The sequence below is a fragment of the Candidatus Alistipes pullistercoris genome (genome assembly GCF_027665465.1).
Classification (GTDB): Bacteria; Bacteroidota; Bacteroidia; order Bacteroidales; family Rikenellaceae; genus Alistipes_A; species Alistipes_A hominis.
The window spans coordinates 20,111-32,900 of the sequence record NZ_JAQDED010000008.1; the positions used below are offsets into that span (position 1 = coordinate 20,111).

The 12,790-nt window shown below is 56.7% G+C and carries 10 protein-coding genes; 1 reads left to right on the forward strand and 9 read right to left on the reverse strand.

Translation table 11 applies throughout. From position 1 onward, the window contains the following. Positions 1–133: 133 nt before the first annotated feature. The 6 genes from thrC to thrA are packed head-to-tail and all read right to left on the reverse strand — an operon-like array spanning position 134 to position 8,596. Complete coding sequence (gene thrC, locus PGR91_RS10765) at positions 134–1,435, reverse strand: threonine synthase (protein ID WP_118656861.1); 1,302 nt, start codon at positions 1,433–1,435, stop codon at positions 134–136. A gap of 43 nt (positions 1,436–1,478) precedes the next feature. Then, on the reverse strand, positions 1,479–2,690 hold the full coding sequence (locus tag PGR91_RS10770) for a cofactor-independent phosphoglycerate mutase (RefSeq protein WP_101573200.1): 1,212 nt from the start codon (positions 2,688–2,690) through the stop codon (positions 1,479–1,481). 23 nt (positions 2,691–2,713) lie between these two features. Beyond that, on the reverse strand, positions 2,714–3,961 hold the full coding sequence (locus PGR91_RS10775; protein ID WP_118656863.1) for an alpha/beta hydrolase family protein: 1,248 nt from the start codon (positions 3,959–3,961) through the stop codon (positions 2,714–2,716). 26 nt (positions 3,962–3,987) lie between these two features. Beyond that, positions 3,988–4,836: a rhamnulose-1-phosphate aldolase gene (gene rhaD, locus PGR91_RS10780; protein WP_118656864.1), complete on the reverse strand. Its 849-nt coding sequence runs from the start codon at positions 4,834–4,836 to the stop codon at positions 3,988–3,990. A 16-nt stretch (positions 4,837–4,852) separates the two neighbouring features. Beyond that, positions 4,853–6,148 carry a hypothetical protein gene (locus PGR91_RS10785; protein ID WP_118656866.1) on the reverse strand — a complete coding sequence of 432 codons (1,296 nt, stop codon included), beginning with the start codon at positions 6,146–6,148 and terminating at the stop codon, positions 4,853–4,855. 12 nt (positions 6,149–6,160) lie between these two features. Continuing rightward, a complete protein-coding gene (thrA, locus tag PGR91_RS10790) occupies positions 6,161–8,596 on the reverse strand; it encodes a bifunctional aspartate kinase/homoserine dehydrogenase I (RefSeq protein WP_055206317.1) in 2,436 nt (811 codons plus the stop codon). A 406-nt stretch (positions 8,597–9,002) separates the two neighbouring features. On the opposite strand from thrA, the gene PGR91_RS10795 reads away from it, so the two are divergent. Then, a complete protein-coding gene (locus tag PGR91_RS10795) occupies positions 9,003–9,440 on the forward strand; it encodes a DUF5606 domain-containing protein (RefSeq protein ID WP_101573208.1) in 438 nt (145 codons plus the stop codon). Between the two features lie 71 nt (positions 9,441–9,511). Here PGR91_RS10795 and PGR91_RS10800 read toward each other — a convergent pair whose 3' ends face one another. The 3 genes from PGR91_RS10800 to PGR91_RS10810 all read right to left on the reverse strand — a co-directional run bounded on the left by PGR91_RS10800 (position 9,512) and on the right by PGR91_RS10810 (position 12,788). Then, positions 9,512–10,747, reverse strand: coding sequence for a cellulase family glycosylhydrolase (locus tag PGR91_RS10800; RefSeq protein WP_118457276.1), 1,236 nt, complete (start codon positions 10,745–10,747; stop codon positions 9,512–9,514). A gap of 135 nt (positions 10,748–10,882) precedes the next feature. Next, positions 10,883–11,980 carry a DUF4861 family protein gene (locus tag PGR91_RS10805; RefSeq protein WP_172970814.1) on the reverse strand — a complete coding sequence of 366 codons (1,098 nt, stop codon included), beginning with the start codon at positions 11,978–11,980 and terminating at the stop codon, positions 10,883–10,885. Positions 11,981–11,993: 13 nt separating this feature from the next. Beyond that, positions 11,994–12,788: a gluconate 5-dehydrogenase gene (locus PGR91_RS10810; protein WP_101573215.1), complete on the reverse strand. Its 795-nt coding sequence runs from the start codon at positions 12,786–12,788 to the stop codon at positions 11,994–11,996. Positions 12,789–12,790 lie beyond the last annotated feature (2 nt).

The window sequence follows — 12,790 nt, forward strand, 5'->3', positions numbered from 1 at the left end:
GCGCTTCCTTATTACGAACAGAGACGATCCCCTTTGGGGTCGTCTCTGCTTTTATATGGCCGAATCGGGAAGTTTTCCCGCAAAACGGGCGGCACTTTACAAAAGGGGCCGCCCGTTTTCGAAGTATGTTTCGTTATTGCCTGTCCGATAAAAATCGTTTGAACGTATCGAAGTCGGACGGAAGTCTTACCGATAGTTTCTGCCCTTTCATGAATTCGGCCAGCCGCTGCGGAACGGCAACAGGCTGCCCGATGATCGGCTCTACCGTATCTTTGAATTTGGCCGGATGCGCCGTTTCGAGGAAGACGCCCGTTTCGCCCGCTTGCAGTCCCTCTTTCAATGCCTGATAACCGCAGGCTCCGTGCGGGTCGAGCAGGTATCCGGTTCGTTTCAGCGTGTCGGCCAGGATCGAACGGATCCGGTCGTCGCTGTACCGTGCGCCGCTGATGTCGGCCCGGATCGCGTCGATCGACTGGCCGTACAGATCCAGCACGCGCACGAAATTACTCGGATCGCCCACGTCCATCGCATTGGCCAGCGTAGCGACCGACGGCCGCGGCGTGTAAACGCCCGTAATCAGGTATTGCAGGAAAATGTCGTTGCTGTTGTTGGCCGCGATGAAACGTTTTACCGGCAATCCCATCCGTTTGGCGAACAGGCCGGCCGTGATGTTGCCGAAATTACCGCTCGGAACGCTGACTACGATCTCCCCGTTCTCCCCTGCCCTGCGCATCTGCGCGTAAGCGTTGAAGTAGTAGAATGCCTGCGGCAGGAAGCGGGCTACGTTGATCGAATTGGCCGAAGTCAGCCGGAAACGTTCGTTCAGTTCCCGATCGAGGAAAGCGCTTTTGACCAGCCGTTGGCAGTCGTCGAACGTGCCGTCGATCTCAAGGGCCGTAATGTTCCGGCCGAGCGTCGTAAACTGTTTTTCCTGGATCTCGCTGACCTTGCCTTTCGGGTAGAGCACCACGACGTCGATGCCCTCCACGCCGAGGAAACCGTTGGCCACGGCGCTGCCGGTATCGCCCGACGTGGCGACCAGCACGCTCACCCGACCGTTGTCGCGACCGATAAAGTGGGACAGCATTCGGGCCATGAAACGGGCTCCGACGTCTTTGAATGCCAGAGTCGGCCCGTGAAACAGTTCGAGCGAATAAATTCCAGGTTCGACCCGGACGACCGGCGTTTCGAAACTCAACGTATCGCAGACGATCTTTCGCAGCGTTTCATGCTCGATGTCGTCTCCGAAAAACGCCTCCGCTACACGGCAGGCGATCTCGTGGAACGACATGGATGCGATTCCATCGTAAAACGAACGGGGCAGTTTTTCAATTCGTTCGGGCATGTAGAGTCCCTTGTCGGGAGCCAGGCCGCGGACGACCGCTTCGCCGAGCGCAACTTCCGGCGCCGTATGGTTCGTGCTGTAATATTTCATCGTTTTTTTGCTTTTACCGACGGCCCGCTGGCCGCTTTTCGTACTATTTTCTTAAAATGAATCGTTCCATGAACTGATCGCCCGAAAGGTCGCCATAGCTGCCTTTCCGAGCTGCGAATTCGTCGAACGCCTGCACCTCGTCGCCCGGTTCGTTCGTCCGGTAGATCGTGAACGGGATCGGTTTCGACGTGTGGGTGCGGAGCGCGCACGGAGTCGGGTGATCCGGCAGGATGGCGATCGAAACCGGCTCGTCCCAGGTCGAAACGGCGTCGAGGATCGGTTTGACGATGCGCCGGTCGAGGTATTCGATCGTTTTCATCTTCAGCGCGACATCGCCCTCGTGCCCCGCTTCGTCGCTGGCTTCGATGTGCAAAAATACGAAATCGTGCGTGCGGAGCGCTTCGATGGCAGCTTGCGCTTTCCCCTCGTAATTCGTATTGTAAAGCCCCGTAGCGCCTTCGACATCGATCGATTCGAGGCCGGCATAGACGCCGATTCCTTTAATCAGGTCTACCGCCGAAATCACTACGCCGCTGCCGATTCCGTAACGCTGCATCAGCGTCTGCATCTGCGGGCGATAGCCCGGCGACCATGGCCAGATGCTGTTCGCCGGATCTTTTCCGGCCGCTTTGCGGGCCAGGTTGACCGGATGGTTTTCCAGCAATGTCATCGAACGTTCGATCAGTTCGTTCAACTGCCGAGCGGTCGGCTCTCCGTCGGTGTCGGCGGCCCTGACCAAAACGTCTTTGTAAGGAGTGCCCGGCACGTCGTGCGGAGGCGTCGTAACGATGCGTTTGCTTCCTCCCTTGATTTTCAGCAGGTGCCGATATGAAACTCCCGGAAAGAAGTTGACGTCCTCGCCGCCGAGTTCTTTTTGCAGGAAGGCGATCAGTTCGGCGGCTTCCGCATTCGAGATGTGTCCGGCCGAATGGTTTTTGATTTTTCCGTCCTCGATCGTAATCAGGTTGCAGCGCATCGCCATCTCCCCGTCTTCGATCTTGACTCCCATACTGGCGGCTTCCAGCGAGCCGCGTCCCTCGAAAACTTTCGGAACGTCGTAGCCGAGTACCGACAAATTGGCGATTTCGCTGCCCGGAGCGAATCCGGCAGGAACCGTAGCGAGCATTCCGCTGCGACCGTGCGCCGCCACCCAATCGATGGCCGGTTTGGAAACCGCTTGCAGCGGAGTTTTGTTTTCCAGGGCTTCGATCGGCTCGTCGGCCATGCCGTCGCCCAAGACAATGATGTATTTCATATGTCGTATTTTAAAATTTCAAATCATTCGGGGCTAATGAACTCCGTCGAAACGGACATCAACCGGACGTCTTTCAGCGTTACGAATCCGAACCGGAACCCTTCCTGCGGCAGCGGTGCCGTGAAAGTCCCCTTTTCGCGGTTCAACGTCCCCCCGACCGTGTGCCATACCCGGTGCGCGTTGTCCGACAGCGTATCGTTCGTATAGTAAAACTCGGCCGAATAGGGAAATATGCCTGTGCGGAACGAAACCCGCAGACTGTCGTCCAGGCTTACGTCCGTTATCCGGATCGGCGGATATCCATCGCCGACCGCGCTTTCGAAAAAACACCGGATTTCGGCCGGTTCCCACCCTTCGTAATGTCCGTGCCGCATACCGGGACGGATGCAAACTTCGCGGAAATGCTGCGGAATCAGGCGGCAGCTTTTCTGGTACTGGGGCACATCGAAAGCGGTATCGGTGTTTCCGTTGACCATCAGCATCGGGATGCCGACGTACGGGAGATACACGGACGGGTCCAGATCGCGCATCCACCGTGCTTTTCCGTCGGCCGACAGTTTGCTCATGCCGTAGTCGAAGAATTTCAGTTCGTCCATGTATCCGCATCCGTACACCGGCGCCGCGGCTTTGAAGCGGTTATCGAGCGCGGCGACGATACAGGTCAGGTAACCGCCCCAACTGATGCCCGTCAGGCACGTCTTGTCCGCGTCCACCTGTTTCATGGAAAGTAGCAGCGAGTGCGCCAGAATTGCGGACGAGACGGCGTGATAAGTCCACGAACGTTTCATGTCTCCGTTTTCTGCCTGCATGAATACGGCTTCGTCGTCGCCGAGATTCGGCCCTCCGTCGGGCAGCGGCCGGATCTCCGGCCCGTTGCCGCACAGATCGATCGCAATGGCGGCATACCCTTCGGCCGCCCATTTTTCGACCCATTGCCGGAAAGCCCATCCGGCGCCTCCGTGAAGCAGTACGACGCCCGGATACTTCTTTTTCCCGTGCGGGCGGTTCGCTAGTAAATCGGGGTCGGAGTAATAAGCGAAAACCCGGGTCGGTTTGCCCTGATAATCGACGCTGCGCAACAGCAACGAACGCACCCCGTCGCCGGGCGCATCGTCCAGCCACTCGGCTTGCGGAACCCGACTCAACAGGGCGAGGTCCCACAGCCGGTTAACCTCGCCCACCGGTTCGTTGTCGATAACAGGAACCGTTTTCCCCCCCGCAAGGCCCGTGCTCAAGCACCCCAGCAGCAATATGGTAAAAAACGCTTTCATGTCGGCTCGTCGTTTTCGTGATCGTTTTAATCCCGGCGTATCATTAACGCCGACGTATCGGCATCGATGCAATCGGGGGCGGGAGTTACATGGAAATTGGCGGCGATCCGGCACACCACATCCGTAGACGGCGCGCAGCGCATACCGCCGGCGGCCATTGCCTTCAGGTAGATACCCGCCGCCTTGTCGGCCATGTGGATCAGGCCGAACGCCGCGTCCAGGTTGCGTCCCCGGGCGAATACCCCGTGATGCTGCCACATGGCCATCGACCGTTTGCGGAAGGCTACGGCCGTAGCGTCGGCGATTTCGTCGCCGCCGGCCATCATCCACGGGATGAATTCGATGCCCTGCGGAAATCCGACGACGCACTCCACATGCGACTGCCAAAGCAGTTTGCTGAGCAGCGGGGTCGTCAGCTCATGCAGGTAAGTGAGCGCGATCAGGTTCGGCGTGTGAGTATGGATCACGACGTGATCCGCTCCCTCCGAGACCTCTTTGGCTACGCTGTGCGATTTCAAGTGGGCTGGCAGTTCGCTGGTGGGCCGTCCTTCCGGTTCGAATCCCCACAGTACCCGGTAGTTCTCCCCCTTGGAATCCATTTCGATCACGCCCAGGTTTTTTTCGGGAGCGATGCTGATATTCCTCAAAAAACGGGTAGTCCCCGAAAACATGAATTTTTCGCCGGCCAGGTTCGGCAGCGAAACGCGCGCCGGGGTCCAGTCCGATTTGACCGCGAGCGGTAGGCCCGCCATCTTGTCGGGTTCCAGACGCTGACTGATATTGCCGCCGTTGGCTTCGCACCAGCCCAGAAACCACATGTCGGAACTGGTTTTTATCGCTTCCTTTATGAATATCGGATCATTCGTCGTCTTCATATCATTCTTCGTATTTCTATTTATTCAGTACTGCGGAAACCGGTTTGCCCGTTTCGTCGAACTTCGGTATTTTCCAATATCCGTATCCGATGTGCCGGGGCGTATGCCCGATCGAATTTCCTTTGATGGCGTCGTAAACCAGCAGTAGGGTTTCGTCGTCGACCCTGAGCACCGAAGGGAAACCGATCGCTCCGGTCGCCCATCCGTCTTTGGTGCACTTTGCATCCACGACTACGGCACTGTTGCGGTCGTCCCAGTGATCGACGTCTTTCGTCCAGTACACGACGTTGCAATCGGTCGCGTTGTACTGCTGGTTGAATTGGTTGGTGAACAGGAAATGGTAACCCGAAACGGGGTCGAAATAGTAATTCGCATTCTCCGGAGCCGTCTTGTTCTGACGGTCGTTGGGAATCCTTTCCCAGCTCGCCGGCACGCCGGCGAATCCGCCCGGGATCTCGATCAGGGGTCCCAGTATCGGCTTGTCGACCCGCCATCCTTGCGGATTCGGATCGCCATCCCAATCCTGCACCGCTTCGAGGTCGTTCGAACGGACAATCGCGATATTCGCCCCGCAGGTCGCGAACATCATGTATTTCAGGTTGACCGTATCTTTTTTGCCCTGCCATTTCGGGTTTACGATCACGGGGCCCGGAACGGTGATCCCCTGCGGGAAAGAGCCGTTAGTGCCTTTGTAGAAAAGCACCGATTTCTCTTTCCCCGGTTCCCTGTTGATTTGTTTCCATTCGCCTTCGATTCCTTTCGGGCCTTTGGTTTCGGCTTTCGCCAGACAACTCGAATAATAGACGGCCGGCGTCCCTACGTCGTCCCCGATCGGGGCGGCTCCGTCCGCCCCCAGGTAGTAGGCGTACCAATACTTCGTGTCCCGGTCGTAATAGAGCCATGCGCTCGATGCGCTCCAAAAGTCCTTGTAGCCCTTTTCGGCGCCTTGCGGATCGTCGTCGACGCCGCATTTGAGTTTCGGCCCCAGCCGTTCCCAGTTTTTCAGATCCTTGCTTTTGGCCAGGTGGGTACGCCACAGGTGATTCTCCGCATCCGTATCGCCCGGCTGATGTCCCTCGTGCGTAGCGGCCCCATCGTAAAACAGGTAATAGGTGTCCCCGACCTTGTAGATATTGGGTTCGCGCATACCCCGACCGTCCGATTCGTAATACCGCTCGCCGGGCTCGCTCGGCGAAATAAGGATTCCCCGGTCGTCGATAGGCATCCGGTAAGTGGCCACCGCATGCTGCCCGAACGAAACGCCCGGCATCAGCGCCCATACGAATAAAAGAAAACGGAAATTACTCATCATCTGTTGCTCTGTTTACCGGATATTCGCAATGCTGATAATGTCCGCGAAGACGCCTGCGGCAGTCACTCCGGCTCCGGCTCCGTATCCTTTGATTTGCATCGGATACTCCTTATAGCGTTCGGTTGTCAGCAGGATTACGTTGTTGCTGCCGGCCAGGTGGTAGAACGGGCTTTCGCTGTCTACCTCGCGCAATCCCACTTCGGTCTTGCCGTTTTCCATCGTGGCGATGAAACGCCAGCGCTTACCGCTCGCTTCGAGCTTTTTGCGGCGCTGTTCGAATTCGGCGTCGATCTCGGGAATTTTACGCCAGAAATCCTCGACCGATCCTTCGAAATATTTTTCGGGGATGAACAGGTGCTTTTTCACGTCGGCTTGTTCGACTCGGTACCCGGCTTCGCGGGAGAGAATCACCAGTTTGCGGATTACGTCCATGCCGCTCAGGTCGATCCGCGGGTCGGGTTCGGCATAACCGGCTTCCTGTGCCATTTTGATCGCTTTGCTCATCGGCACGGTCGCGCTCATCTCGTTGAAAATATAATTTAGCGTTCCGGAAACCACCGCTTCGATTTTCAGGATGCGGTCGCCGCTGTTGATCAGATCGCTGATCGTATTGATGATCGGCAGGCCCGCTCCGACATTCGTTTCGAATAGGAACTTGACTCCCCGTTTACGGGCAATCGATTTGAGTTCGTGATAACGGTCGTATTCGGACGACGCCGCGGTCTTGTTGGCGGCCACGACCGAAACGTTGTGCTCCAGCAGATCCTTGTAGATATCCGCAACCTCGGCGCTGGCCGTGCAGTCCACGAAAACGGAGTTGAAAATATTCATCGACAGGATCGCATCCCGGAATGCCGCCGGCGTCGAGACGTTTTCCGAACGCCGGAGTTCGTCGCGATAGGTCTTCAGGTCGAGACCGTCGCGGTCGACGATATACCGTTTGGAGTTGGTCGCGCCGACCACCCGGATCTGCAAGGAATTTTCCTTCATCAGCTTGGCCTGCTGCAGGCGGATCTGTTCCAGCAAGTTGCTTCCGATCAGCCCCACTCCGGCGATAAAGATATTCAACACCTGGTAATCGGACAGGAAGAACGAATCGTGAAGCACGTTCAACGTCTTGCGCAGGCTGTCGAGCGACACCACGAACGAAATGTTGGTTTCCGAAGCCCCCTGCGCGCAGGCGATCACATTGATCCCGCTACGGCCGAGCGTGCCGAACAGTTTTCCGGCGATACCCGGCGTGTGTTTCATATTTTCGCCGACGATCGCGATCGTGGCGAGATTCGGTTCTTTTTTGATCTTATTGATTTCCCCCAGCGCGATTTCCTGCGCGAACTCTTCAGTCAGCACTTCCATCGCGAGATCCGCGTCGTCGTTGCGCACGCCGATCGAGGTCGTATTTTCGGACGCCGCCTGCGAGACGAGGAATACGCTGATTCCCGATTTGGCGAGCGTTTTGAAAATCCGGTAGTTGACGCCGATAACGCCGACCATGCCCAAGCCCTGGATCGTGATCAGGCAGGTGTCGTTGATCGACGAGATTCCTTTGATCGCCCGGCTGGCATCCCCCGACGACTCCCGGGAAATGGCCGTGCCTTTCGAATCCAGGTTGAACGTATTGCGGATCACGATCGGAATATTTTTGTGGTAAGCCGGGAAGATCGTCGGCGGATAGATCACCTTCGCTCCGAAATTGCATAGCTCCATCGCTTCGACGTAACTCAGGTGTTCGATCACGTACGCATCGTTGATAACCTTCGGGTCGGCGGTCATAAAGCCGTCCACGTCCGTCCATATCTCCAGCGCGGACGCTTTCAGCGTCGATGCGAGGATGGCTGCCGTATAGTCCGATCCGCCTCGGCCGAGATTCGTCGCGTCGCCGTTGGCCAGGTCGGTTGCGATGAAACCGGGGACGATCGCCACGTGAGGCATCTTTTCGAAACGGCGTTCGATCAATTTTTCGGTGGATGCGAAATCGACCACATGGCGGTTGAACAGCGGTTTGGTTTTGATGAATTCCCGCGCGTCGTACCGAACCGAACCGGCAACCGCGCCGCATACGATCTCCGACGAAAGCCGTTCTCCGTAGCTGAGGATCATGTCGGTCGTTTTCGGGGAGAGATCCCGGATCAGGTAAACCCCTTTGAAAATATTGCTCAGTTCGTCCAGCAGTTCATCCAGCCGGTTTTGAACTCCCGGCCGGTTTTCGGGCAGCACGATCTTTTCGACGAGTTCGTTGTGGCGGGCGATCATGGCCGTACACTGGGGCATATAAGCTTCGTCGCCGGCAGCAGCCAGACGAGCCGTAAGCAACAGTTGATCCGTTATGCCTCCCAAGGCCGATACCACTACGATCACATCCTCGGAACAGGATTCCACGATTTTCTTTACTTGCGATAGCCCTTTTTCGGAACCGACCGAAGTCCCGCCAAATTTCAATACTTTCATCGGTTTATTTTTCATAAATTACGTTTAGTCTTTCGGCACCAACCGGACGATCCGCCTTTTTGCCGTTCGGCGAGCCTTCCGGCGCGGAAAATTTCTCCGCGCTTTTCAACCTGCAATAATAGGGAAAAAAACCGCAAAAACCTAATTTCGACACCGATCCGGGGGCATTTTATCGGTTTGTTTCGTGTGCCGAAGGCTCGTTTACTGGGGCTCCGGTTTGCAGCGACAGCTCCGCAACGAAACGGCGTTCCCCGGGAAAGCCTCGGGAGCCGTCGCTGCGAACCGGTATGCAAATTATAGCGAGCGGATGTTACCGGAATATTTAATTTGTGCGACATTTCCGAAAAGCAATGCATTTTCGGTTTTTTATTGTACTTTTGGAACCGCAAAACCAAAAACAAGTTTTATGAAGTTGAAAGATGTTCTGGCCATCTCGGGTCAGGGAGGATTGTTCAAGTTCGTGGCGCAGAGCCGCAACGGCATCATCGTCGAATCGCTGGCCGACGGAACGCGCACCTGCGCCCCGGCGACCGCAAGGGTCAGCTCGCTCGGAGAGATCGCTATTTTCACCGACGGGGAAGACATGCCGTTGGCCGAGGTTTTCCAAAAGATTTATGAGAAATGCGAAGGTAAGCAGACGATCGATCCCAAGTCTCCCGCCGAAGCGCTGAAAAAATATTTTGCCGAAGTGCTGCCCGAATACGATCGCAGCCGGGTTCATGTTTCCGACATGAAAAAAATGGCGACGTGGTATAACCTGCTGGTCGCTTCGGGAATGACCGAATTCAAAACCGGGAACGAAGAGTCTCAAGAAGAATCCGGCGAAAACGGCCAACAATCGTAACGCGGCACACCCGGATGTTATAAAACGAAAACGGATCTCGTCGAGATCCGTTTTCGTTTTTTGTCGAGTGTTCACTTCCCCGTTTCTCGGGCATATTTTTCGTTGTATTCCCGGATCAGGCCGAATAGGTACTGTCCCCGAGGCTCCGTCGCCGTGAAACTATGTTCGACATCTCCTCTCAACGCGAAATTCCACAGCAGGGTGAGTTGTACTCCCGCGTCCAGGAAAGCGTCGTAATACTTGCGGTAAGCCTCTTCGGACTGCAACACGCCTGCGAATTCGCCGACCACATATGCTTTGTTGAGCGTTCGTGCGGCATACATCGCTTCCCGGAGCTGCCGGTCGAGCGACACCTTTCCGCAGTCGGAAAATTTTCGGCCGGTTTCGTAAACGTGTTCGGTTACGGTATTGATCGGATACGGATTGAACAGGTTCGTAATCGCACGGTACTGTCCGGTATCGTCCGTATCCCAGGAGTTTTCGACGTACTGATGGTACTGGGAAGGCCTGAGGGTCGCGTTGCCCGACAGGATCATCCGCGAGTCGGGATCCTTCGCCCGGACGATATCGGCGAAAGTACGGAATGCGAAATGAATGTCGTCCCCTTTCGTCCAATTGGCGGGATCTTCCGTATCGAACCGCTCCTGCCAGTTCGGCAGGTCGGCCTGCAAATTCAGTTCGTTGCCGAATTCCCAACCGAAAATACTCTTGTATTCCCGCAGAGCCGTTACGACGTCCTCGGTGTACCGCATGAGGAAACCGACTGTCCGGCTACCTGCTTTTCCCCAGCAGCGGTAAGGTTCGCCGTAGTAGAGCGAAACGGCCGAGTAGTTCCAGAAAAAGCTCGGGATCAGGCCGATTTCGCACTGCTGGGCATAAGCGGCGACTTTGCGAAGCGCAGCCAGGTAGTCGTCCCGGTGATCCGTATAGGCGGGGAGTTCCTCGCTGTAAAAGACGCCGCAATTGAAACGGACGACGCCGACGCCCTGTTCTTTCAGTATATCCAGCGAAGCGTAGGCGTCGGTAAGGTCGATTCCGCCGTCTTTCAGGCAATACGAAAAAAGGCCGTAGCAGTTCACTCCGGTAGCATGGTATTCCCGGCCGGCCAGGCAAATGACCGCTTCCGAAACGGCATTTACGCCCGTTGCGGGCACATTTTTTACATAGAGTCCTTTGCGGACGCTTTCGTTGTTCCAGTAACGGGTTTGCAGGTCGGAAATACCGGCTCCGTTGTCGGACGGACGATTGCAGCCTGCGGTCGACAGTACGGACAGCAGCAGTAGGGCGGATCGAAAAAATCGTTTCATAAATTCGGGGTTGGATTGCACCGGCAAAAGTAATATCCCGGTCGGAAAATAAAAAATTTAACCCGTATTTTACCGGTAAAGGCCGGCGGTTCGCACCGTCGGCCTTTACGTTTTGTCCGGAATGATCCCGGTCGGTTACCGGATGTCGACGACCAGCGGAGCGGCGAGTCTGGCGGATTCGTTTTTCACCTCTTCGAACCACGCTTTCGCATCTTCCGTACCGGCTTTGCTCCAGCCTGCGCCGGTGTAATAGGTGAACGGTTCGTTCGCTTTTACGGACGTAAGCGCCAGCAAGTGACCGCAGTTCTCGACGCTCTGCGCGATGCCCTCGGGAAATACTACGCCGATGCCGGTATTTCCGTCGTTACCGGCCGCCGGTTCCCAATAGGCGATGCAATGTCCGTCCTGCATCCGTTCGCCTCCGTCCCGCAGTACGATGCCCGCTGCCGCTTCCATCGACCGGTCGTAGATCTCGGTCACCCGGTTGAAGCGGGTGTTGGCATCCAGCGAGATGATCCGCTTTTCGGTTACCGGCCGGTCGCCGACCCGGTACGGAGCGTAGGTCAGTTCGAACGTGATCCGGATCGGGCCGTTGTCCAGAATCCTGGATTCGACGAAATTGTTTCCGAGCCAGACCGTATCGTTCAGGTAAGGAGCCATCGCTCCGGCGCCGAGCGTCCGGCCTACTTTGTAGCAGTCGAGCCCTTCTCCGTGGTCGGTGTGGTAATCGCCGTTTTTATACCATTTATCCACGACCAGGTCGCGCGTGCGTTTTTGCCAGATGTCGATCCCGTTGCTGATCTCGCCGGTTGCCTGCAGGGCCGGACCGTACATACGGAAACCGATCAGGTTGTTTTCCCAGGCGAAATCGTCCATTCGTTCAGGCACCAGTCGCCCGAATACCTGCGGTGTCGGCGGAGCCGGACGACCTTTGCGGATCTGGTATTTTTCCGAAGCGTCGCCGATCAGAGATATCTGGAAAATCAGGCTCTGCGGCGTTTCTTCGCCGAGCGTCACGGCCTGGCACGGCAGCGTATCCCCGTCGGGCGTCAGTACCACGACTTCCTGCGGCGCGACGCCCGGCAGCGCGGATTCGACTTTTGCCCAGGGAATTTCCACCGTTTCGTAAATTCGTTCCAGACCGGTCGGATTCGTTACCTCGACGACCAATTCCCGCGTGCACGACGCCCATGTCAGCGCGCACGATGCGACAGCCAATAAAATCAGTTTCATATGCGATATCATTTTAGTTTTCATTGGCGGCCCGCCCCAGCGAAGCCAGGATACCGCCGTCGACATACAGAATGTGTCCATTTACAAAATCCGACGCCCGCGATGCGAGGAACACGGCCGCTCCGGCCAGGTCCTCCGGATCGCCCCAGCGCGATGCCGGGGTGCGGCTGACGATGAATTCGTTGAACGGATTACCGTTCACGCGGATCGGCGCCGTCTGTTCGGTCGCGAAATAGCCGGGGCCGATGCCGTTGACCTGGATGTTGTGTTTCGCCCATTCGGTTGCCAGATTTTTCGTCAGCATTTTCAATCCTCCTTTGGCCGCGGCGTAAGCCGTTACGCTGCTGCGCCCGACCTCGCTCATCATCGAACACATGTTGACGATCTTGCCGTGTCCGCGGCGGATCATTCCGGCGGCGACCGCCCGCGACATCAGAAAAGGCGACGTCAGGTCGGTCGCAATTACCTCGTTCCACTCCGGCAACGTCATTTCCAGCGCCGGAATCCGCTTGATAATCCCCGCATTGTTGACCAGGATATCGATCGGGCCCGCTTCCCGTTCGATCCGGGCGACACCTTCGGCGACGGCCTGCTCGTCGGTCACGTCGAACAAATAGCCTTTTGCGTCGATTCCTTTGTTCTCATATGTTTTCAGCGCCTTGTCGAGCCGGTCGGCCGAATGTCCGTTGACCGCCAGCGTAGCCCCGGCTCCTGCCAGCGCCGTCGCCACTGCCATGCCAAGACCGTGTGTGGCTCCGGTTACCAGCGCCACACGTCCTTCCAGGGAGAAAAGTTTTCGTATATCCATCG